General features: G+C 66.8%; 15 protein-coding genes. 6 read left to right on the top strand and 9 right to left on the bottom strand.

Annotation, left to right across the window (positions count from 1 at the left end; genetic code table 11):
• Window positions 1-16 precede the first annotated feature (16 nt).
• From IEW22_RS11060 to IEW22_RS11050, 3 genes are all read left to right on the top strand, one after another.
• Entirely contained in the window at window positions 17-895 is an 879-nt protein-coding gene (locus tag IEW22_RS11060) for a hypothetical protein (RefSeq protein WP_188586667.1), read from the top strand.
• A 357-nt stretch (window positions 896-1,252) separates the two neighbouring features.
• Window positions 1,253-4,765: a DNA-directed RNA polymerase subunit beta gene (rpoB, locus tag IEW22_RS11055; protein WP_188586666.1), complete on the top strand. Its 3,513-nt coding sequence runs from the start codon at window positions 1,253-1,255 to the stop codon at window positions 4,763-4,765.
• Window positions 4,766-4,864: 99 nt separating this feature from the next.
• Window positions 4,865-8,821: a DNA-directed RNA polymerase subunit beta' gene (locus IEW22_RS11050; RefSeq protein ID WP_188586665.1), complete on the top strand. Its 3,957-nt coding sequence runs from the start codon at window positions 4,865-4,867 to the stop codon at window positions 8,819-8,821.
• A 333-nt stretch (window positions 8,822-9,154) separates the two neighbouring features.
• On the opposite strand, the gene IEW22_RS11045 is transcribed toward IEW22_RS11050, so the two are convergent.
• The 6 genes from IEW22_RS11045 to IEW22_RS11020 all read right to left on the bottom strand — a co-directional run bounded on the left by IEW22_RS11045 (window position 9,155) and on the right by IEW22_RS11020 (window position 14,725).
• Complete coding sequence (locus tag IEW22_RS11045; protein WP_229742479.1) at window positions 9,155-10,135, bottom strand: alpha/beta hydrolase; 981 nt, start codon at window positions 10,133-10,135, stop codon at window positions 9,155-9,157.
• A 299-nt stretch (window positions 10,136-10,434) separates the two neighbouring features.
• On the bottom strand, window positions 10,435-11,166 hold the full coding sequence (locus IEW22_RS11040) for a TetR/AcrR family transcriptional regulator (RefSeq protein WP_188586664.1): 732 nt from the start codon (window positions 11,164-11,166) through the stop codon (window positions 10,435-10,437).
• 82 nt (window positions 11,167-11,248) lie between these two features.
• Complete coding sequence (locus IEW22_RS11035; RefSeq protein WP_188586663.1) at window positions 11,249-12,484, bottom strand: low temperature requirement protein A; 1,236 nt, start codon at window positions 12,482-12,484, stop codon at window positions 11,249-11,251.
• A gap of 90 nt (window positions 12,485-12,574) precedes the next feature.
• On the bottom strand, window positions 12,575-13,612 hold the full coding sequence (locus tag IEW22_RS11030) for an alpha/beta hydrolase family protein (protein ID WP_188586662.1): 1,038 nt from the start codon (window positions 13,610-13,612) through the stop codon (window positions 12,575-12,577).
• A gap of 256 nt (window positions 13,613-13,868) precedes the next feature.
• Window positions 13,869-14,336, bottom strand: coding sequence for a SixA phosphatase family protein (locus IEW22_RS11025; protein WP_229742477.1), 468 nt, complete (start codon window positions 14,334-14,336; stop codon window positions 13,869-13,871).
• A gap of 80 nt (window positions 14,337-14,416) precedes the next feature.
• Window positions 14,417-14,725, bottom strand: coding sequence for a hypothetical protein (locus IEW22_RS11020; RefSeq protein WP_188586660.1), 309 nt, complete (start codon window positions 14,723-14,725; stop codon window positions 14,417-14,419).
• 85 nt (window positions 14,726-14,810) lie between these two features.
• Between IEW22_RS11020 and IEW22_RS11015 the strand changes: the two genes are divergently transcribed.
• Window positions 14,811-15,905 (top strand): NAD(P)/FAD-dependent oxidoreductase, encoded by a 1,095-nt coding sequence (locus IEW22_RS11015; RefSeq protein WP_188586659.1) that lies wholly within the window; start codon window positions 14,811-14,813, stop codon window positions 15,903-15,905.
• 2 nt (window positions 15,906-15,907) lie between these two features.
• Here the strand turns inward: IEW22_RS11015 and IEW22_RS11010 are convergent, their stop codons facing one another.
• Together IEW22_RS11010 and IEW22_RS11005 are read right to left on the bottom strand one after the other, a co-directional pair.
• Window positions 15,908-16,387, bottom strand: a complete 480-nt coding sequence (locus IEW22_RS11010; protein WP_188586658.1) for an ArsR/SmtB family transcription factor — start codon at window positions 16,385-16,387, stop codon at window positions 15,908-15,910.
• Between the two features lie 211 nt (window positions 16,388-16,598).
• Window positions 16,599-18,995 (bottom strand): phosphoketolase family protein, encoded by a 2,397-nt coding sequence (locus tag IEW22_RS11005; RefSeq protein ID WP_188586657.1) that lies wholly within the window; start codon window positions 18,993-18,995, stop codon window positions 16,599-16,601.
• A gap of 277 nt (window positions 18,996-19,272) precedes the next feature.
• Between IEW22_RS11005 and IEW22_RS11000 the strand changes: the two genes are divergently transcribed.
• Together IEW22_RS11000 and IEW22_RS10995 are read left to right on the top strand one after the other, a co-directional pair.
• A complete protein-coding gene (locus IEW22_RS11000) occupies window positions 19,273-20,145 on the top strand; it encodes a DMT family transporter (protein ID WP_188586656.1) in 873 nt (290 codons plus the stop codon).
• Between the two features lie 103 nt (window positions 20,146-20,248).
• Window positions 20,249-21,685: a dihydrolipoyl dehydrogenase family protein gene (locus IEW22_RS10995; protein WP_188586655.1), complete on the top strand. Its 1,437-nt coding sequence runs from the start codon at window positions 20,249-20,251 to the stop codon at window positions 21,683-21,685.
• Here the strand turns inward: IEW22_RS10995 and IEW22_RS10990 are convergent.
• Window positions 21,663-23,033 (bottom strand): FAD-binding oxidoreductase, encoded by a 1,371-nt coding sequence (locus tag IEW22_RS10990; protein ID WP_188586654.1) that lies wholly within the window; start codon window positions 23,031-23,033, stop codon window positions 21,663-21,665. The genes IEW22_RS10995 and IEW22_RS10990 overlap by 23 nt on opposite strands.
• Window positions 23,034-23,059 lie beyond the last annotated feature (26 nt).

Raw genomic sequence — 23,059 nt, 5'->3', positions numbered from 1 at the left:
ACCACCCCAGACTCAGGTGCCACAGACGTCGGAACCGCAGTCTGAGGCACCCCAGGCTCCGGCACCGCCGGCTCAGGCGGCCCGGACACCGGACACCGATAGCCCCGACTCCGAGTCCGCGACCACCGCAGACATCTCCAGCAGCGCCGAGAGTGCCGACGGTACCGATGCCGCAGACGCGACAGGCACCATCGACACCCCCGACGTCACCGACACCCCCGACGTCACCGAGGCCGAGGCCGTGACTGCCGCGACTGCGAGCCGCCCGAGCGGTAAGCGCCGTCCCCCGGTGAAGGCGGCGACCATCAGCCCGACCCCCCGTACCGCGGCGTCCGGCTCGGCCAAAGACACCGCACGTGCCGGGAAGTCGGGGAGGTCCCGCGAGCGCACACCGTTCTGGACGGTCAAGCGCCTCGCCGTGGTGGCGACCGTCGCAGTGCTCGCCGCGGTCGCCGCGATCGTGCTGGCATTCAAGCCCGGCGTCGACGAGCCCAAGAACACTGCCTTCGTCGACCGGTCGCTGACCAGTGAGGTAGCCGGGCAGGCGGCCACCCGCATCTGCTCGGTGTTCGGGGTCAACTACGGCGACTTCGACAAGTGGGCCGCGAGTGCGCGGGCCAACCTCGTCGGCAAGGCCGCCAAGAACCTCGAGACCTACCTGCCCGCCTATCGCGATCTGCTCAAGAAGAACGGCAACACCGCCGGACAGGTCGATTGCCATGTCGACACCGTCGGTGTCCGGTCCATCACCGGCGACACCGCGACTGTGCTGTCCAACATGGTGGTGAGCGCCTCGGCGAACGGGATCTCCGGTCAGAGTGGCGTGGTGCGCGTGCAGGCGACGATGACCAAGGTCGACGGCAAGTGGCTCGTCAGCGACTTCGATCAGTTCTGACCAGGCGTTTGTCGGGCCTCCTGAGGGGCGTCTGAGGAAATTTTGGTGGAAAGTGGCGCGTTCCTCTTGACGATCGGCGCCGCGCGGTCCACGCTATTGCCAGCGATGACAAGCGCAGGCAGCCACTTGCGGTCATCCATTCTCCGCACGGTGTTGACAAGTCCCGTGTTTCTTCTGGTACAGTTGGACGTTGCGCTGGCTGCCTCCTGTCCATCTCACGATCAGTACCGGACCACCGGTGGATTCCGTCTCCTGCCCAGCAGTCGGATTCGGGAATCCCACGGTTCGAGTGTGAATGCCAAGGTCGAACAGCAGCGAACGGCACATCAAGCCACAACCGCAAGGTAAACAACGTTCGTGTTGGAAGGACGCATCTTGGCAGTCACCCGCCAGTCCACCTCAACCCATAGCATTCCCGGCGCTCCGCGCCGTGCTTCGTTCGCCAAGATCAGCGAGCCCCTCGAGGTTCCCGGTCTCCTCGACCTGCAGCTCGAGTCGTTCGAATGGCTCGTCGGCTCCCCCGAGTGGCGTGCCCGCGCCATCTCGCGCGGTGACGAGAACCCGACCGGTGGCCTCGAAGACGTGCTCTCCGAGCTCTCGCCGATCGAGGATTTCTCCGGGTCGATGTCGCTGTCCTTCTCCGATCCTCGCTTCGACGAGGTGAAGGCCTCTGTCGAGGAGTGCAAAGACAAGGACATGACTTACGCGGCGCCGTTGTTCGTCACCGCGGAGTTCATCAACAACAACACCGGTGAGATCAAGTCGCAGACCGTGTTCATGGGCGACTTCCCGATCATGACCGACAAGGGCAGCTTCATCATCAACGGCACCGAGCGTGTCGTGGTGAGCCAGCTGATCCGTAGCCCGGGTGTGTACTTCGATTCCAACATCGACAAGGCCACCGAGAAGACGCTGCACAGCGTCAAGGTGATCCCGAGCCGTGGTGCATGGCTGGAATTCGACGTCGACAAGCGCGACACCGTCGGTGTGCGCATCGACCGCAAGCGCCGCCAGTCGGTCACCGTGCTGCTCAAGGCCCTCGGCTGGACCGCCGAGCAGATCACCGAGCGCTTCGGCTTCTCCGAGATCATGATGTCGACCCTGGAGAAGGACAACACCGCAGGCACCGACGAGGCCCTGCTGGAGGTCTACCGCAAGCTGCGTCCGGGTGAGCCGCCGACCAAGGAGTCCGCGCAGACCCTGCTGGAGAACCTGTTCTTCAAGGAGAAGCGCTACGACCTCGCCCGCGTGGGTCGCTACAAGTTCAACAAGAAGCTCGGTCTGACCGACAACCCGATGACCGGCTCGACCGTGCTCACCGAGGACGACATCGTCGCCACCGTCGAGTACCTGGTCCGCCTGCACGAGGCCGATCCGCACACCACCACCTACATGACCGTCCCCGGCGGCGTGGAGGTCCCGGTGGAGGTCGACGACATCGACCACTTCGGCAACCGTCGTCTGCGTACCGTCGGCGAGTTGATCCAGAACCAGATCCGCGTGGGCCTCTCGCGTATGGAGCGTGTCGTGCGTGAGCGCATGACCACCCAGGACGTCGAGGCGATCACCCCGCAGACCCTGATCAACATCCGCCCCGTGGTGGCCGCGATCAAGGAGTTCTTCGGAACCAGCCAGCTCTCGCAGTTCATGGACCAGAACAACCCGCTGTCGGGTCTGACCCACAAGCGTCGTCTCTCGGCGCTGGGCCCCGGCGGTCTGAGCCGTGAGCGTGCCGGCCTCGAGGTGCGCGACGTGCACCCGTCGCACTACGGCCGCATGTGCCCGATCGAGACCCCTGAGGGTCCGAACATCGGCCTGATCGGTTCGCTGTCGGTGTACGCGCGGGTCAACCCGTTCGGTTTCATCGAGACCCCGTACCGCAAGGTCGTCGACGGCCAGGTCACCGACGAGGTGCACTACCTGACCGCCGATGAGGAAGACCGTCACGTCATCGCCCAGGCGAACTCGCCGATGGACGCCGACGACCGGCTCACCGACGAGCGCGTCCTGGTGCGCAAGAAGGGTGGCGAGGTCGAGTTCGTGTCGTCGACCCAGGTCGACTACATGGACGTCTCGCCGCGCCAGATGGTCTCGGTCGCCACCGCGATGATCCCGTTCCTCGAGCACGACGACGCCAACCGCGCCCTGATGGGTGCGAACATGCAGCGTCAGGCCGTGCCGCTGGTCCGTAACGAGTCGCCGCTGGTCGGCACCGGTATGGAACTGCGTGCCGCGGTCGACGCCGGCGACGTCATCGTGACCTCGAAGTCCGGTGTGGTCGAGGAGGTCTCCGCCGACTACGTCACCGTGATGGCCGACGACGGCAGCCGTGACACCTTCCGTCTGCGCAAGTTCGCCCGCTCCAACCACGGCACCTGCGCCAACCAGCGTCCGATCGTGGACGAGGGTCAGCGTGTGGAGGCCGGTCAGGTGCTGGCCGACGGTCCGTGCACCGACGAGGGCGAGATGGCCCTGGGCAAGAACCTGCTCGTGGCGATCATGCCGTGGGAGGGTCACAACTACGAGGACGCGATCATCCTGAGCCAGCGGCTCGTGGAGGAGGACACCCTCACCTCGATCCACATCGAGGAGCACGAGATCGATGCCCGCGACACCAAGCTCGGTGCCGAGGAGATCACCCGTGACATCCCGAACGTCTCCGACGAGGTCCTCGCCGATCTCGACGAGCGTGGCATCGTGCGCATCGGCGCCGAGGTCCGCGACGGCGACATCCTGGTCGGCAAGGTCACCCCGAAGGGCGAGACCGAGCTGACCCCCGAGGAGCGCCTGCTGCGCGCCATCTTCGGCGAGAAGGCCCGCGAGGTGCGCGACACCTCGCTGAAGGTGCCCCACGGTGAGACCGGCAAGGTGATCGGCGTCCGCGTGTTCTCACGCGACGACGACGACGATCTGCCCCCGGGTGTCAACGAGCTCGTCCGCGTGTACGTGGCCCAGAAGCGCAAGATCCAGGACGGCGACAAGCTCGCCGGCCGCCACGGCAACAAGGGCGTCATCGGCAAGATCCTCCCGCAGGAGGACATGCCGTTCCTGCCCGACGGCACCCCGGTCGACATCATCCTGAACACCCACGGTGTGCCGCGTCGTATGAACATCGGCCAGATCCTGGAGACCCACCTCGGGTGGATCGCCAAGAGCGGTTGGAAGATCGACGTGGCCAATGGTGTCCCGGAGTGGGCCAACGGCCTGAGTGAGGACATGTACGAGGTCCCGCCGAACACGAACACCGCCACCCCGGTGTTCGACGGTGCCCGCGAGGGCGAGCTGACCGGACTGCTGTCCTCGACGCTCCCGAACCGCGACGGCGAGGTGATGGTCAACGGCGACGGCAAGGCGACGCTGTTCGACGGTCGCTCCGGCGAGCCGTTCCCGTACCCGGTGTCGGTCGGCTACATGTACATCATCAAGCTGCACCACCTGGTCGACGACAAGATCCACGCCCGTTCGACCGGTCCGTACTCGATGATCACCCAGCAGCCGCTCGGCGGTAAGGCCCAGTTCGGTGGCCAGCGCTTCGGTGAGATGGAGTGCTGGGCGATGCAGGCCTACGGTGCGGCATACACGCTGCAGGAGCTGCTGACCATCAAGTCCGACGACGTGGTCGGCCGCGTGAAGGTCTACGAGGCGATCGTCAAGGGCGAGAACATCCCCGAGCCGGGTATCCCGGAGTCGTTCAAGGTGCTGCTGAAGGAACTTCAGTCGCTGTGCCTGAACGTCGAGGTGCTCTCCTCCGACGGTGCGGCCATCGAGATGCGTGACGGTGACGATGACTACCCGGAGCGCGTGAGCGCCAACCTGGGCATCAACTTCTCGCGCAACGAGTCGGCCACCGTCGACGATCTGGCCAACTGATGCAGGGCGCGGGCGCACAACCCGTTGGGGGAGCGCCCGCGCACGGCATCAGCCGCTGACCTTCTTTTTTCGACTGATTGAGCAACTGAAAGGTACATAGTGCTCGACGTCAACTCTTTCGATGAACTGAAAATCGGCCTCGCCACGGCCGACGATATCCACAACTGGTCGTTCGGTGAGGTCAAGAAGCCCGAGACCATCAACTACCGCACGCTCAAGCCCGAGAAGGACGGCCTGTTCTGCGAGAAGATCTTCGGACCGACTCGCGACTGGGAGTGCTACTGCGGCAAGTACAAGCGTGTGCGCTTCAAGGGCATCATCTGCGAGCGCTGTGGCGTCGAGGTGACCCGCTCGAAGGTCCGCCGTGAGCGGATGGGCCACATCGAGCTGGCCGCCCCGGTCACTCACATCTGGTACTTCAAGGGCGTCCCGTCGCGCCTGGGCTACCTGCTCGACCTGGCTCCGAAGGATCTCGAGAAGATCATCTACTTCGCCGCCTACGTCATCACCTCCGTCGACGACGAGCTGCGTCATGCCGAGCTCTCGACCCGTGAGGCCGAGATGGAGGTCGAGAAGAAGGCTGTCGCCGATCAGCGCGACGTCGACCTCAACGAGCGTTCGCAGAAGCTCGAAGAGGACCTCGCCGAGCTGGAGAAGGAAGGCGCCAAGTCCGACGCCAAGCGCAAGGTCCGCGATGCGGCCGAGCGTGAGATGCGTCGTATCCGCGACTCCGCACAGCGTGAACTCGACACCCTCGACGAGATCTGGGACAAGTTCGTCAAGCTCGCCCCCGGTGAGCTGATCATCGACGAGAAGCTCTATCGCGAGCTCGAGGACCGTTTCGGTGAGTACTTCACCGGTGCGATGGGTGCCGAGGCGATCAAGAAGCTCCTGGAGAGCTTCGACATCGACGCCGAGGCCGACAAGCTTCGCGAGACCATCCGCTCGGGCAAGGGTCAGAAGAAGATCCGTGCGCTCAAGCGACTCAAGGTGGTTGCCGCCTTCCAGCAGTCGGGCAACTCGCCGCTGGGTATGGTCCTCGACGCCGTTCCGGTGATCCCGCCGGAGCTGCGTCCGATGGTCCAGCTCGACGGTGGCCGCTTCGCGACGTCGGACCTCAACGACCTGTACCGCCGCGTCATCAACCGCAACAACCGGCTCAAGCGACTGATCGATCTGGGTGCGCCCGAGATCATCGTCAACAACGAGAAGCGCATGCTTCAGGAGTCGGTGGATGCGCTGTTCGACAACGGCCGTCGTGGTCGTCCGGTCACCGGTCCGGGTAACCGCCCGCTGAAGTCGCTGAGCGATCTGCTCAAGGGCAAGCAGGGTCGTTTCCGTCAGAACCTGCTCGGCAAGCGCGTCGACTACTCGGGCCGTTCGGTCATCGTGGTCGGTCCGCAGCTCAAGCTGCACCAGTGCGGTCTGCCGAAGCTGATGGCGCTCGAGCTGTTCAAGCCGTTCGTGATGAAGCGTCTGGTCGATCTCAACCAGGCCCAGAACATCAAGAGCGCCAAGCGCATGGTCGAGCGTCAGCGTCCGGCCGTGTGGGATGTCCTCGAAGAGGTCATCGCCGAGCACCCGGTGCTGCTCAACCGTGCTCCGACCCTGCACCGTCTGGGTATCCAGGCATTCGAGCCGCAGCTGGTCGAGGGCAAGGCCATTCAGCTGCACCCGCTCGTGTGTGAGGCCTTCAACGCCGACTTCGACGGCGACCAGATGGCCGTGCACCTGCCGCTGAGTGCGGAGGCGCAGGCCGAGGCACGCATCCTGATGCTGTCTTCCAACAACGTCCTGTCGCCGGCCTCGGGTCGCCCGCTGGCCATGCCGCGTCTGGACATGGTGACCGGTCTGTACTACCTGACCACCCTCAAGGAGGGTGCGGCAGGTGAGTACACCGAGGCGACCGACGACGACATCGAGCGCGGTGTCTACTCGAGCCCGTCGGAGGCCATCATGGCCGTCGACCGTGGCGTGCTGACCGTGCAGTCGCGCATCAAGGTGCGCCTGACCGAGCAGCGCCCGCCGGCCGACGTCGAGGCGGAGCAGTTCCCCGACGGCTGGACCTACGGCGATGCCTGGGAGACCGTGACCACCCTGGGTCGCGTGATGTTCAACGAGCTGCTGCCCGCTGACTACCCCTACATCGACGAGCAGATGCCGAAGAAGCGTCAGGCGGCGATCATCAACGATCTCGCCGAGCGCTACCCGATGATCGTGGTCGCCCAGACCGTCGACAAGCTCAAGGACGTCGGCTTCTTCTGGGCCACCCGCTCGGGTGTGACCGTGTCGATGGCCGACGTGCTCGTGCCGCCGCAGAAGGCCGAGATCCTCGAGCGTTACGAGGCTCGCGCCGACGGGCTGGAGAAGAAGTTCCAGCGCGGTGCCCTCACGCCCGACGAGCGTCGCGACGCCCTGGTGGAAATCTGGAAGCAGGCCACCGAGGAAGTCGGCAAGGCGATGGAGGACTACTACCCCGACGACAACCCGATCACCATGATCCCGAAGTCCGGTGCGACCGGAAACATGACCCAGGTGCGCAACCTGTCGGGCATGAAGGGTCTGGTGACCAACCCGAAGGGTGAGTTCATCCCGCGTCCGATCAAGTCCTCCTTCCGTGAGGGCCTGACCGTGGCCGAGTACTTCATCAACACCCACGGTGCTCGTAAGGGTCTGGCCGACACCGCACTGCGTACCGCCGACTCGGGTTACCTGACCCGTCGTCTGGTGGACGTCAGCCAGGACGTCATCGTCCGCGAGGACGACTGCGGCACCGAGCGCGGCATCCTCGTCACCCTCGGCGAGAAGCAGCCGGACGGCTCGATGGTCCGCGACGCGCATGTGGAGACCTCCGCATACGCCCGCACCCTGGCCGCCGACGCGGTCGACGAGAACGGCAACGTCATCGTCGAGCGTGGACACGACCTAGGCGACCCGGCGATCGAGGCGCTGCTCAATGCGGGCATCACCGAGGTCAAGGTGCGTTCGGTCCTCACCTGTGCCACCGGCACCGGTGTGTGTGCGCACTGCTACGGCCGCTCGATGGCCACCGGCAAGCTCGTCGACATCGGCGAGGCCGTCGGTATCATCGCCGCCCAGTCGATCGGTGAGCCCGGCACCCAGCTGACGATGCGTACCTTCCACCAGGGTGGCGTCGGTGACGACATCACCGGTGGTCTGCCGCGAGTCCAGGAGCTGTTCGAGGCGCGTGTCCCCAAGGGCGTCGCCCCGATCGCCGAGGTCTCCGGACGGGTGCGTCTGGAAGACGACGATCGCTTCTACAAGATCACGATCATCCCCGATGACGGATCCGAAGAGGTCGTCTACGACAAGATCTCCAAGCGCCAGCGTCTGCGTGTGTTCAAGCACGAGGACGGCTCCGAGCGTCTGCTCGCCGACGGCGACCACGTGGAGGTGGGCCAGCAGCTCATGGAGGGCTCGGCCAACCCGCACGAGGTTCTGCGCGTGATGGGTCCGCGTCAGGTGCAGGTGCACCTGGTCAACGAGGTCCAGGAGGTCTACCGCAGCCAGGGTGTGTCGATCCACGACAAGCACATCGAGACGATCGTCCGTCAGATGCTGCGTCGCGTGACGATCATCGATCACGGAGCCACCGAATTCCTGCCGGGCTCGCTCGTCGAGCGCGCGGAGTTCGAGGCGGAGAACCGCAAGGTGGTCACCGAGGGTGGCGAGCCCGCAGCCGGACGTCCGGTCCTGATGGGTATCACCAAGGCCTCGCTGGCGACCGAGTCGTGGCTGTCAGCGGCGTCGTTCCAGGAGACCACGCGTGTCCTGACCGATGCGGCCATCAACAGCCGCAGCGACAAGCTGATCGGTCTGAAGGAGAACGTGATCATCGGCAAGCTGATCCCGGCCGGTACCGGCATCAACCGGTACCGCAACATCGAGGTCCAGCCGACCGAAGAGGCACGTGCCGCGGCGTACGCGGTGCCGTCCTACGACGACACCTACTACAGCCCGGACGGAACCTTCGGAGCTCCGTCGGGTGCTGCGGTTCCGCTCGACGACTACGGGTTCTCCAGCGACTACCGCTGAGGGAATCGGCTGAGCGAGGGGAATTCCCTGAGCGAGCCGAGCCCACGTAGGTAGCCCGCTGCACAGGCAGCACGGAGGGGCGCCACCTGTTCATTCAGGTGGCGCCCCTCATGCGTGTGCTGGGGCGTTCGTGTGCTGGGCGTTCGTGTGGTGGGGGTTCGTCTCTGGGGGGCTCGTGTGGCGGGGGTGCGTGCACTGGATGGGGACGGGCAGCCCGTGGCACACCCCGGGATGTGGACAGGCACAGGCCAAAAAAACGTCCCGAGGGCCTCTGTGAAGAGAGCCCTCGGGACGTCGGGGAAGTCTGCCGGGTGGGTGGCCGGCGGTGACAGGTCAGCCGTTGTAGAACCACCCGGTGCTGGCGATGTACCAGATCTGGTCCTGCCAGTAGCCCCAGGCGTGGGTGCCCACTCCGGGGAAGGAGGTGCGCAGGATGACGCCGGCTGCCGGAGCGATCGTGGCGAACGTACCCGACTGCTCACGCGAGACCGACTCGATCGCCGTCGAGTTGAGCCCGGTGGTCAGGAAGTCGAGGTTGTTGGCCCCCGGAGGCTGGTGGTTGCCCCATACGCCGGTGCCCGCGTAGATCCACATGTGCAGCCCGCCCATCTTGTACAGATTGAGGGTCGGATCGTGGGTGAACGAGTCGATGTTCGGGTACAGCCCCCACATGTCGTTGAGGTTGTAGTGGCCCGAATCCCACGCCGCGGCACGCAGCAGGGACGGCATGGTCGGCGCGGTGGTGTGCAGGAAGCCCGACATCGACACGACGCGGGCGTACTTGTCGCGGTTGTTGTTGGCGACGATCACCGCCTGCGAGGCCGACATCGACAGTCCGACGAGTGTGCGGTTGAAGAAGCCGCGCCTGGTCAGATAGTCGGGCAGGCTCCCGGTGAGCACACTCTCCCAGCGGTAGGCGTACTTCTGACCGGCGCTCGAACTCGGGCGCTGCCAGTCGGCGTAGAAGCTCGACTGCCCGCCCACCGGCATCACGACGTTGTAGCCGTGTTTGGACAGGTAGGCGACGTTGCTGTCGCGCTCCCAGCCGTTGAAGTCGTTGGTGGCGCGCAGGCCGTCGAGGAAGATGACCGTCGGTGCCTTGGTGCGGTCGACGCCCTGGGCCGCCCAGGTGCGGATCAGCGGACTCGGCATGCCGTAGCCGTTGATGTAGTCCTGACGGAAGGTCGGGGCCTGGTTGGCGGGCGGTCCCCATGCCGAGGCTGTGCCGGCACCGACCAGCGCGGCCGCAATCGCCGCGACCAGGGCCACCACCATGGTGGCCAGCCGGATGGACCGACGGGGTGAAGTGCTCACCAACTGCATTGTCACGTCACTTTCATGTACCTGATCAGATATCGAGTCGTACGATACCCGTTTTCGTTATCAAATAGTGACCCCCGGTCCGGTTTCCCGGCCTACCAGTCAGTCAGTGTGGCCGATGGTGAGAGTGCGATCAAGACCTTGTCTGGACTATGGAGTTCACCCGAATCCGGATCGTTGGCAGATCGTGACCGCTGATCACCGGGGCGGTCGAGCGCGGTGACGGTGACCAATCGCTGGTCAACGTGGGTGCGGTCACACCTGAGACCAGCCAGCCGGCCGAGCCCGGCGGATCACAGATACGAGTCGTCGGGATCGGAGCCGATGGTCGGCCCGAGTCCGCCCTCGGCGGGCGACTGCGGCGACAAGGTGTCGTCGGCATCGAGTGCTGCCGACTCGTCGATCACCGCGAGCGACTCGATGAACCGCGCGACCATCGCCCGCATGGTCTCGGCGGTGGCGGCGTCGTGGTCGACCAGCCACCGCAGCACCATGCCGTCGATGAAGGTCAGTACCAGCGGGGCGAGATGATCGAGGGGCACCGTCCACCGTGTCCCGGTGACCTCGGCCATCGCCGCCAGCATCTGCGCGACTTCGGTGGTGTTGTCGGCGTACTGCTGGCGGGCGATGCCGGCCACATCGGTCTCATCGCCGGCGCGCAGTGCGTAGGTGGTCATCTCGTAGGTGACCAGCTGCCGGTTCGGGGTCTGTTCCACGGTCTGCCACAGCGCGCTCAGCGACATCGACATCAGCTGGTTGAGGCCCTCGACGCCACGAACGCCCCAGGTGTCGAACCAGTCGGCCGAGGTGATGGCGGCGGACAGCTGGTCGGTCAGCGCACGCGCGACCGAGGTCATCAGCTCGGATTTCGAGGGGAAGAAATGGTGCAGTGTCCCCAGCGACACGTCCGCCTTGGTGGCGACATCGCGCAACCGGATGGACGCGACACCGGAATCCTCGGCGATGCCGATGGCGGTCTCGACGAGCTGCGCGCGGCGTGCGGCCGCCGATAATCTGCGTGTCACCCTGAAAAGTCAATAGACCACGACGGTTGCCGTCAAATCACGCCGCCACGTCGCCGAACAGATCACCCGGCCGGTGACTGGTTCAGCCGTCGGCCGAGGAGACTCCCGACGCGCCGGCCGAGGACAATTCGGGTGACAACTTCTCCGCACGGTCGTGCGCCTCGGTCAGTTCGTCGTAGAGCACCACGAGTGCCGCCGCGATCACGATCACGATCATCGCCGCGACCACCGACGTGCCCCAGTAGGTGATCGCCACCGAGAGCACGAGGAACGCCAGTGCGGCCACGAACACGGCGGTGGTGCGCACACTCGCGCCCACCAGGTAGCCGTACATCGCCAGCATCGACAGCAGATAGACCGCCACCGGTCCGGCGATCGTGGCGGTGACCACCCAGGTGGAGATCGTCGCCTCGTGTTCGATCTGCAACGCCGCCACATGCAGCCCGGCGCCGAAGGCCGCGATCGCCAGGTAGACGACCGCGTGGCCGTACCCCCACGGGAAGCATTTCTCCGGGTGCGCGTGCAGGATGTCAGCGGTCGGTATCGCGAAGTAGATCCACCACATGCAGAAGTTGATGGCGATGCCGGTGAGACCGAAGACCGCGGCGTCCACCGACCAGCCGTAGTCGCCGACCACGGCCTGCAGCACGGTCACCGTCCCGACGATGCCCTCACCGAGGGTGATGATGACCAGCAGTCCGTATCTCTCGGCCACGTGGTGGGCATGCCACGGCGTGGACTTCCGTCGTTCGGCCAGTACCGGCCCGGCCAGCTCGACGACCCACAGGATCGCCGCGGCCACCACCATCTTCCCCAGCGACAGATGCGCGACCGCGCTGATGATCCAGCCGATCTGGGCGACGGTGATCGAGGCGATGTAGATCATCGCGGTGGCTCGGTACTCCTCGCTCTGCACCGCCACGCGCATCCACTGGAACAGCAGCGCCACGCGCATGACCACATATCGGGCCACGATGATCTCGTTGTCGACGAAGGTGCCGGCGTCGACCGTTCGGAACACCGGCTCGATACCCAGCGCCAGGATGCACACGCCCACCATCTGCAGCATCGTCACCAGTCGGAACAGCCAGTCGTCGGTGTCGAAGGCCGATGACATCCAGGTGAAGTTGATCCACGCCCAGATTCCGGCCAGCGCGCAGAAGGCGAAGGCCAGCGTCGCGGTCCTGAAGTGGCCGATCGACAGGTAGTGCGCCAGTTGGACGCCGCCGAGGGAGAACACCACCACGAAGGTGAGGTCGAAGAAGAGCTCGAGTGTGGTCGCCACACGACCGCGCTGGTGGGGATCGCGCCCGGTCATCGAGACGAGCCTGTGGTAGAACCGCGCCATAGCAAGCATCATCTCAGCGGTCGAGGCGAAAAATGGGGTGCGCGACCGCAGATGTTGCGGTCAGCTGCCCTGCAGGGCGCCGCTGGCCACCAATTCGGGATCGCCGGCGGCGTTGACGATGAGATCGAGGACTCGTGTCGCGCCGATCCGGCCGGGGGTCACCAGCGACTGGTGGGTCGCGCCGGGGATCAGCTCGAGGGTGGCCACGCCGTGATCGCGGTCCACCGCCGCGACGTAGGCCGTCGATTGCGTCGGCGACACCGTCGTGTCGGCGGTCCCGGCGACGGCAAGCACCGGAACGGTCGGGTCGATGTTCTGAATCGGGTCGACGGCGGTGTAGCGCTCGGCCTGCTGCTCGGGCGTTCCGCCGAGGACCTGTTCGGCGGCGTTGTGGTCGGCCTTGAAGGCGTGCACCAGGTCGAGGGGGCCGGCGAGTGAGATCACCGCTTCGGGGCGGAAGGTGGTCTCGGGGATGCCCAGCGCGACGTTGTCGCGACGATCGGTGGCCGCCCACACGGCCAGCTGTGCGCCTGCCGAGTGACCGACGGCGATCACGTTCTGCGACGACAGCTGCGGGTAGGCGGCGATGAGATCGGGGATCGAGTTGTATGCGTCGACCACGTCGCTGAAGGTGTGCGTCCAGCCGCCGCCGGACCCCACCCGCCGGTACTCGACGTTGTAGACGGCCACGCCGCGTTCGGCGAGTGTGCGCGAGAGTCCGTCGAAGGAGGATGCGTGATACTTGGCGCGCCATCCGCCGCCGTGGATCAGGACGACCAGCGGGATCGAGTCGGTGCGCTGGGCACCGGCGGGCAGATACAGGTCGCCGTAGTTCTGGCTGGGATCGCCGATCGTGCTCGTGGCGTAGGGCACCCGTGTCTCGGTGACGGCGGCGTGTACGACGGCAGCCGCGGGCGTCGCATAGGCCGCGTCGGCGGGCGGCGCCGCGACGGTGGTGTGCGCGGTCGGGGTGTCCTCGTGAGCGTGGTTGTCGCTGCTGCAGGCCGACACGCCGCCGATGCCGATGACGATGGATGCCGCCAGGCAGACGGCGCGTGTGCGCGAGCGTGTGTTCCACCCGAGACCCGACACGGTCATCGACTCAGTTCTCCCTTGATCTTCGGTGGTGATCCTTCGTGCGGTGATGATGCGATGGCACAGGTGATCATTCCTGCGTGCCCGATCATTCCGGCATGGTCGGCGTGACTCGTGATGTGACCGACGTTGCACATTACCGCGCGCGCACCGGCACATGGGGTGGGCGAGGCGGTTGTCACCGTCACATTTCCTCTGCAGTTCGCCCGCGGGTCACCGGCACTCGCGGCCGCCGGGATCGACGGGCGGGCGGCCGGGCTCAGTCGTTGCGCGGCACGCGCACGGCGACCAGCGTCGACTCGTCGTCGGCCGACAGGCCCAGACGATCCCAGCTCGCGGTGACCGTCAGCACCGCATAGGTCGAGGTGGGAAAGCGCGTGATCTGCGCGTGCGGGTCGAGAGTGAGTGCGGTGTCGGGCATTCCGGGTTCGTGGCCGACGACGAGGACGGTCGAGGCGTCCGGTGGCGTGAGTTCGCGAATGGTTTCGCACACCTGCTCGGCGGTGGCGGCATAGATCGAATCGGCGTAGTCGGTCGGTGCGGTGATGCTGGTGGCATCGAGGGTCTCGCGGGTGCGCGTGGCACTCGAGCAGATCACGTGATCGAATGACAGCCCGTCGTCGGCCATCCAGACCCCGGCGAGTGCGGCTTCGCGACGCCCGCGTTCGGCCAGTGGACGCGCGACGTCGGCGACGCCGGCCGGGTAGTCCGATTTGCCATGTCTCATCAACACCAGTGTGCGGGCCATGGTGACGATCATTGCCGATGAGGCCCGGTGAGGTCACCCGGTCGGCGTCGGTGGGCGCCTCAGGCCGCCCCGAATCGGCGGGAACGCCCGGTCGCGCCGGCGGTGCGTCGTGCGGCGCGCAGGCCGACGAGGATCCGCAGGGTGTGCCGCCAGGCCGCGGCCTCCTGCTCGTGATACTGCGCGGCGTCGGTGTCGCCGCGGGCGAAGTCGGCGTCGGCGCGCTCGCACAGTTCCGCGTGCTCGTCGTGGCCGAACTCGATCAGGTCGTCGAGTGCGTCACCGGCGCACACGAGGTCGATCTGGTCGGAATCCAGCGTCAGCAGTCGCTCGAGTTCTACGCGCAGGGCGGTGGTGTCGGAGACGGCCATGCCCCACGGTAACGCGCACACCGGCGTGACGTTCAACCGACACGACACCATGACCGCCGGCGGTCGGTGTACGTACTCTCGGACCATGACAGCTATCTCGGATGTCGCGGTGATCGGTGCCGGAATCATCGGTCTGTCGACCGCCTATCAGCTCGTCGAGCAGGGGATGACCGTCACCGTCTACGAAACGGGGACACCGGGTTTCGGGCAGTCGGCCGGACAGTCGCGCATCTTCCGCCACGCCCACGACGACCCCCGGCTGGTCGAACTCGCCGTCCGCGCGCGTGCGCACTGGCGGCGATGGTCCGACGAGCTCGGGGCGCCGCTGATCTCGCAGGACGGGGGACTCGCACTCGGTGACGTCGCGGTGAAGCGGCTGCCGGCGATGCAGGCGTTCCCCGAGATCGGCGCCAGGCAGATCGATTCCGACGACGTGCACGCGTTGCTCGGGGTGCTCGCCGACTACGACGGACCGGCGGTGTTCGACCCCTCGGCCGGATCGATACACACCCGTACCGCCATCGAACTGCTGTCGCGCTCGCTGGCACCGAACCTGGTGAACGAACAGGTCATCTCGCTGGCGAAGGTCGGGGACGGTGTACAGGTCCGTTGTCCCACAGTCGTTTCCGATCACGGCGCGGCGGTGATCTGTGCGGGGCGCGGTACCGTGCGGCTGGCTGCGGGGGTGGGGATGGATCTGCCGGTGGAGATCGGCGCGCATGTGCGCGTGTCCTTTGCACCGCGACTGCCGCAGGGACGGCTACCCACCCTTCAGGACGGCAGCGGCGCCTTCGGGTTCACCGGCGTCTACGCCGCGGCATATCCGGACCGGTCGGGATACGGACTGGGACTGGCGGATTCGGTCGACGCCGGGACCGCGGGTGCGATCGACGCGCAGGCCCTCGCCGCCTACGCCGACGGTGCGATCGAGTACGTCACCAGGGCGCTGCCCGGGCTGGACCCGGACCCGATCGGCATCGTGCACTGCTGGGTGACCACGCTGCCCTGGGGTGACGACGGGGTGGCGATCTGGCAGGACGGACCGGTGTTCGCGCTGGCCGGTCACAACCTGTTCAAACACGCCCCGATCCTCGGGGAGGCGCTGGCATCGTCGGTGGATGTCGGTGCGGTGCCCACCCCGTTCACACCGGACGACCGTTTGGGGTCATCCGGCGACTGACATCAGCGGCGGCGACTGGTCGCCAGCCCGCTCGTGCCACCGGAGAGCGGGGGCAGCGACTTCATCGCGCCGAGCTGGTCGCGGCTGGCGCCGAGGCTGTCGGCGAGGAACTGGCGGGCGATGACCAGCAGCTCGGGGATCATCGGATGCGCCACACGGTAGTACGCGGCGTTGCCCACGCGAGTCGAGGTGACGACGTTGTTGCGTTTGAGGACCGCCAAGTGCTGGGACAGCAGGGTGGGTTCGGTGCCGGTGATCCGCAGCAGTTCGCTGACCGGTGTGGGATCGTCGCCACCGGCGACGATGATCTCCAGGACGCGGATGCGGATCGGATGTGCAAGGCCCTTGAACAAGTTGGCCTTGATCTCGTACAGCGGCCGGTCGAAGTCGTCGGCCGACTCCGATGCCGTCGGGGTGCGGCCGTACTGCGTGCCGGGGGTGGTCGTCTCGGTCAGGGCTGGGTCGGCGATCTGTCGAGTCATCGAGCACCTCACGATGTATGGATTGAGGAAATGATAGATCCATAGATTAACTCATCACTGTCGCCGCCCGCGGCAGATGTGACCCACGAGACGCTCGCATCGGGCCGCCCCGCACACTGAAGCGCCCCGGCGCCACATCGGTGCCGGGGCGCTTGGGCGTGCGAGCGCATCGCCGTCGGGTCAGACGTTCACGACCGCACGACGGTGACGTTCAGGAATACGTCCAGTCGCGGATCTCGGGCAGGTCCTGGAAGTGCTCGCGGACGTAGTCATGATGCCTGGCCAGCTGCTCGTGGCAGTAGTCCTGCAGCTCGCCGGTCTTCTCGGCGACCCGCGAGGAACGCCGCAGTGCCTCGAGGACGAGGTGGTAGCGGCTGACCTTGTTGAGCACCACCATGTCGAACGGGGTCGTCGTGGTGCCCTGCTCCATGAAGCCGCGCACGTGGAATCGTCCCGGGTTGGACCGACCGTGCAGCAGCTGGTGGATCGCGCGGGGATACCCGTGGAAGGCGAACACGACATGTGTGTCCGTGGTGAACAGGCTGTCGAAGCGCTCGTCGCTCATCCCGTGCGGATGGTCGTTCTCCGGCAGCAGCGTCATCAGGTCGATCACGTTGACCACGCGCACCCGCAGGTAGGGCAGCCACTCCTGGATCAGCTGAGCCGCGGCGAGGATCTCCTGGGTGGGCACGTCACCGGCGCCGGCGAGCACGATGTCCGGCTCGTCGTCACGGGTCTCGTTACTCGCCCACTCCCAGATCGAGGCGCCCGCCGCGCACTGCTCGTTGGCCTCCTCCATCGTCAAGTACTGCAGGTGCGGCTGTTTGTCGACCACGATCAGGTTCACGTGGTCGCGGCTGCGCAGGCAGTGGTCGGCGATGGACAGGAGGGTGTTGGAGTCCGGCGGCAGCCACACGCGCGCCACACCGGGGGAGAGCGGCAGCACCGCGTCGATGAGTCCTGGACCCTGATGGCTGAATCCGTTGTGGTCGTTGCGCCAGCATGTGGAGGTCAGCAGGACGTTGAGCGAGGGCACCGGCTCACGCCAGGGCAGGTCGAGCGCGTGCTGGAGCCACTTGGTGTGCTGGATCAGCATCGACGCGCTGACCATTGCGAACGCCTCGTAGGTGGCGAACACACCGTGGCGACCGGTGAGCACGTAGCCCTCCAGCCACCCCTCGCACAGGTGCTCGGAGAGCACCTCCATCACACGTCCGTCCTTCGACAAGTTGTCGTCGAGATCGATCGTGGGCAGCTGCAGGCAGCGGTCGGTGGCCTCGAAGACCGCCTGCAGACGGTTACTGGCCGTCTCGTCCGGGCAGAACAGCCGGAAGGTGCCGCCGTGGTCGGGCGTCTCGTCGGCGCGGTAGATGTCGCGCATCAGCTCGCCGAACACGCGGGTCGTCTCGAAGGCGATGTGTCCACGCTGATCGGTGTCGACGTCGATCGCGTACTGCTCGATCGCCGGGATCTTCAGCGGTCGGGTGAGCCGGCCGCCGTTGGCGTACGGCGACGAGCCCATCCGCTTGTCCCCCTCGGGGGCCAGCGTGGTGATCGACTCGACCACCACGCCGTCGTCGTCGAAGATCTCGTCGGGCTTGTACGACTTCAGCCAGCCCTCGAGCTGCTTGAGGTGTTCGGGGTTGGTCTTGACCCCCGACAGCGGGACCTGATGGGCCCAGTGGGTGCCCTCGATCTGTTTGCCGTCCACCTTGTCGGGGCCGGTCCAGCCCTTGGGGGTGCGCAGGATGATCGCCGGCCAGTGCTGGTCGGTCGCCCCGTCGCCGCCGTCGGCGCGCGCGGCGGCCTGGATCTCACGGATCTTGTCGTAGGAGTCGACCAGCGCCTCGCGGAACGCCGGGAACACCTTGTTGGGGTCGTCGCCCTCGACGAACACCGGATCCCAGCCCTGTCCGTGCAGGTACTCGGTGATCTCCTCGTCGGTCGATCGGCCCAGCACGGTCGGACCGGAGATCTTGTAGCCGTTGAGCTGCAGGATCGGCAGTACCGCACCGTCACGTTTGGCGTTGAGGAATGCCGGGATCTTCCACGATCCCGACAGCGGGCCCGTCTCGGCCTCACCGTCACCGACGACGCAGGCGACCAACAGGTCGGGGTTGTCGTATGCCGCGCCGGCGGCGTGGATGAGCGCGTAGCCCAGCTCACCGCCCTCGTGGATACTGCCTGGTGTCTGCACACTCACGTGGCTGGGGATACCGCCGGGGGTCGAGAACTGTCGGCAGAGTCGCCGCACACCCTCGGCATCCCCGGAGATCTTCGGATAGATCTCGCTGTATGTGCCCTCGAGATACACCGAGGCGACCAGTGCGGGACCACCGTGACCGGGGCCGGTGATGTAGAGCCAGTCGGTGTCGGTCTCCTTGATCAGGCGGTTGACCTGCAGGTAGATCATCGACAGCGCGGGTGAGGTTCCCCAGTGGCCGAGCAGTCGCGGCTTGATGTTCTGGGGGATCAGTGGCTTGCGCAGCAGAACGTTGTCCTGGAGGTAGATCTGCGCCACGGTGAGATAGTTCGCCGCCGCCCACCACCTCAGGTCAGCGTCGAGCTCGGTGTCGGTGTAGCTCGCGGTCGTCTGAATGTCGGTCACTGATGAACCTCCGGCGTCCTCGCCTCGGCTGTTGCCCTCGGTTTTCAAGGCAGCCACCGAATGCGGTTGACTCGTGGCGAAACTTCCTCATGGGATGGTGGAGCACGCCCTTCGATTGTGGACCACAATTCGGGGCCGCGAAGGAACAAAGCCGATACATTCGGTGTCGGATCGCTGCAGGTCGGACGTATCGGACAGACCTGTGGGAGCCTCGCGGCATTCGCCCGTCTCGTCGTCGCCCGGTCTAGGGCCTGGGAGTGCCGGTAATCTGTGCCCGGTGCACCTCTTCCTGCCCGCAGTGCTGGCCATCGTGTCGGCGCTGCTCGTCGCGACGGGCACATTGGTGCGGCAACGGTCGTCGACGTCGGCGGGCGGGATCACGCGCCGGTGGTGGCTCGGAGTGGGCATCGCGGTCATCGGTTTCGCACTGCAGGCGGTCGCCCTCGCGCTGGGCACCCTGCTTCTCGTACAGCCGCTGATCATCCTGTCGGTGCTGTTCGCGCTGCCGATGGAGGCCTACCTCGACAAGCGGCGGCTGACCTTCGCGGAGTGGAAGTGGGGGATCATCCTCACTCTGTGCGTCGCCGGTTTCGTGCTCCTGACCATGCCGTCGCCGGGCCCGGGCCGCGGGTCCGGAGAGACACTGGGCATCACCGCGGGCGTGCTCATCGCCATCGTGATCCTGCTGGTGGCCAGCACGCGTTTCGTCCCCCGGCACTACCGGGCGCTGATCTTCGGTGCTGCCTCCGGCCTGTTCACCGGAGTGCAGGCCTATCTGGTCAAGGTCGTCACCGGCCAGCTCACCGACAGCGTGGTGTCGGTGTTCACCCACGCGCAGCTCTATCTGATCCTCGTGGTGGCGCTGTTGTCGGTGATCAGCCAGCAGTTCGCCTTCGCCGCCCACGATCTGCAGACCTCCTTCCCGGCGATGACGGCCACCGAGCCGGTGGTCGCGATGGCGCTGGGTGTGGTGCTGCTCGGGGAGCGGGCCAACGTCAACGCCTGGGAGGGTGTGATCGTCGCGGTGGTCGGGGTGATGATGCTGTGGGCGATCATCGTGCTCGCACGCCACGCCGCCGAACGCGAAGTGGAGCACGAGCACAGCCCCGACGGGCCGCTGCAACTGCCACCCGTCGATCGGGCCGCCTGAGCGGGCCGCTGCGGAGTCGTGGTGGGCCCGGCCGGTTGCCCCGGCACATACCGTCGGCATGATTCGGCGGCACGATTTTCCAGCAGCGGGCAGTCTGGATGTCATGAGCACTCCTGACCCCACCGCCGATGTCTTCGATGTGATCGTGATCGGTGGTGGTCCCGCCGGTGAGGTCGCTGCCCAGTACGCCATCGCGGGCTCGTCGCGCACCGCTGCGATCATCGAACAGGAACGTCTCGGTGGTGAGTGTTCGTACTGGGCGTGTATGCCGAGCAAGGCGCTGCTGGTGCCGATCGCCGCGGCCACCACCGCCGACGACCTGCAGGGTGTCGAGCCCCACGTCGGTGTGTCACCGACCGAACTGCTCGCTCGTCGGGACTCCTGGGTGGACAACTATGACGACTCGTCGCAGGTGAGCTGGGCGACCGACACCGGTATCGCGGTCATCCGTGGTGCGGGCCTGGTCGACGGCGATCGCGCCGTGCGCGTCACCTCCGCGACACAGACGCGGCTGCTCACCGCTCGCCACGCGGTGGTGGTGGCAACCGGGAGCGTGCCGGTGATCCCGGACGCCTACGCCGCGATCAACCCCTGGACATCGCGGGATGCGACCGGTGTCACCACGATCCCCGAGTCGATCGTCGTGATCGGCGGCGGCGTGGTGGCATGTGAGTCGGCCACCTGGCTGTCGGCACTCGGTGCGCACGTGACCCTGGTGTCACGTCACGGTCTGCTCGGTTCGTTCGACGGATGGGTCGGCGAGCAGGTGGCCGACGGGTTACGCGCCGCCGGCGTCGACGTGCGCACCTACACCCACACCGGTGCGGTCTCACGCGACGAGGTGTTCAACGACGCGGGGGTGGGCGTTCCCCACGGCGGTCCGGTGACCGTGGAGGTCTCCGGTGGTTCCCCGATCACCGCCGCGGAGATCCTGGTCGCGACCGGTCGCCGTCCGGCACCGATCGGCGCCGACCCTGACGAGCACGACTGGCTCTACGCGGTGGGTGACGCATCCGGTGGACCGGCGCTCACCCACTGGGGCAAGTATCAGGGCCGGATGGTCGGCGCCGAGATCGCCGCGCGTGCCGAAGGCAAGATCGTCGCCGAACCGCTGATCCACCCGCCGGTGCCGCAGGTGGTGTTCACCGATCCGCAGGTCGCCTCGGTCGGCCGGACCGCCGAATCCGCCGGTGACGGCTACCGCAGCGTGTCGACCGATCTCGGTGCGGTCGCCGGTTTCGCCCTGCAGCGCGACAACGCCGCGGGTACCGCCCAGTTGGTGATCGACGACGAGCGCGACGTGATCGTCGGGGCGACCTTCGTCGGGCCGGGTGTGGGGGAGTTGCTGCACGCCGCCACCATCGCCATCGTGGCGGAGGTGCCGCTGACCCGGCTGCGCCATGCGGTGGCGGCATACCCGACCGCCAGCGAGGTGTGGCTGAATCTGGTGGAGAAGGCGCTCACACCGCCGCCGTCCGACTCCGGTGGCCGCCCGCACGTCACGGTCACCGGCCGGGCTACAGGATCACCCCGGGATTGAGAATCCCCTCCGGGTCGAGCGCGTCCTTGATCCGGCGCGTCAGGGCCATCACGTCCGGCCCCACTTGGTCGGGCAGCCAGTCCTTCTTGAGACGTCCCACGCCGTGTTCGCCGGTGATGGTGCCGCCCAGCGAGATGGCGAGATCCATGACCTCGCCGAACGCGCGCTGGGCGCGGGTGTACTGGTCGGCGTCGTCGGGGTTGTAGACGATCAGCGGGTGGGTGTTGCCGTCGCCGGCGTGAGCGATGACCGAGATGATGACGTCGCGGGCCGCGGCGATCGCGGCGATGCCGTCGACGAGTGCGGGCAGCTGCGGCAGCGGAACACCCACATCCTCGAGCAGCAGCGGTCCGATCCGCTCGACCGCCGGGATCGCCACGCGGCGGGCGACGGTGAACGCCTCACCCTCGGCCGGGTCGTCGGTGGCGAACACCTCCTGTGAGCCGCATCGGGTGAAGGCCTCGGTGATGACGGCGACCTCGGCGGCACCGGCGGCTCCCGGTGCATCGGTCTGCGCGACGAGCATCGCCCCGGCGGTGCGGTCGAGGTCCATGTGCAGCATGTCCTCGACCGCGTTGATCGCCACCGAGTCCATGAACTCCAGCATCGCGGGCCGGATCCGTGCGGTGATCTCCAGGACCGCCTCGCTGGCCTGATGAACCGTCTCGAAGGTCCCCACGACCGTGCACGCGGGCGGCTGCGGGGGCAGCAGTCGCAGCGTCACCTCGGTGACGATGCCCAGGGTGCCCTCGCTGCCCACGAACATCTTGGTCAACGGCAGTCCGGCCGAATCCTTGAGCCGCGGACCGCCCAGGCGTACGGCGGTGCCGTCGGCGAGCACCACCTGCATGCCGAGCACGTAGTCGGTGGTGACCCCGTACTTCACGCAGCACAGACCACCGGCGTTGGTCGCCACATTGCCGCCGATCGAGCAGATCTCGAACGACGACGGATCCGGCGGGTACCACAGACCCTGTTGTGCTGCAGCGGCTTTGACCTCGGCGTTGAGCAGTCCGGGCTGGGTCACCGCGACCCGGGTGACCGGGTCGATGTGCAGTGTGCGCATCGCCTCGGTGGACAGCACGATCGCGCCGTCCACGGCGGTGGACCCGCCCGAGAGGCTGGTTCCTGCGCCGCGGGTGATCAGCCCGATGCGGTGGCGGGCGCACCAGCGCACCACGGCTTGCACCTGCTCGGTGCTGGTCGGCCGGACCACGGCCAGCGGGGTGCCGGCGTCGGGATCCATCGCCCGGTCGCGGCGATAGGACTCGAGGATGTCGGGATCGGTGACGACCATGCCCGCGGGCAGCGTGTCGAGCAGTTCGGGCAGGGCGGTCGTGGTGGTCATGGCGCGATCCTAGGACCGCCTCCGCC

Source organism: Gordonia jinhuaensis, assembly GCF_014639795.1.
GTDB classification, from domain to species: Bacteria; Actinomycetota; Actinomycetes; order Mycobacteriales; family Mycobacteriaceae; genus Gordonia_B; species Gordonia_B jinhuaensis.
This window is presented reverse-complemented; position numbering and strand designations above follow the sequence as displayed.

Coding starts and splice junctions, on each gene's coding strand:
- IEW22_RS11035 (WP_188586663.1), bottom strand. CDS start 12,484: ATGACCGGGCGCGATCCCCACCAGCGCGGTCGTGTGGCGACCACACTC.
- IEW22_RS11030 (WP_188586662.1), bottom strand. CDS start 13,612: ATGACCGTGTCGGGTCTCGGGTGGAACACACGCTCGCGCACACGCGCC.
- IEW22_RS11025 (WP_229742477.1), bottom strand. CDS start 14,336: ATGAGACATGGCAAATCGGACTACCCGGCCGGCGTCGCCGACGTCGCG.
- IEW22_RS11020 (WP_188586660.1), bottom strand. CDS start 14,725: ATGGCCGTCTCCGACACCACCGCCCTGCGCGTAGAACTCGAGCGACTG.
- IEW22_RS11015 (WP_188586659.1), top strand. CDS start 14,811: ATGACAGCTATCTCGGATGTCGCGGTGATCGGTGCCGGAATCATCGGT.
- IEW22_RS11010 (WP_188586658.1), bottom strand. CDS start 16,387: ATGACTCGACAGATCGCCGACCCAGCCCTGACCGAGACGACCACCCCC.
- IEW22_RS10995 (WP_188586655.1), top strand. CDS start 20,249: ATGAGCACTCCTGACCCCACCGCCGATGTCTTCGATGTGATCGTGATC.
- IEW22_RS10990 (WP_188586654.1), bottom strand. CDS start 23,033: ATGACCACCACGACCGCCCTGCCCGAACTGCTCGACACGCTGCCCGCG.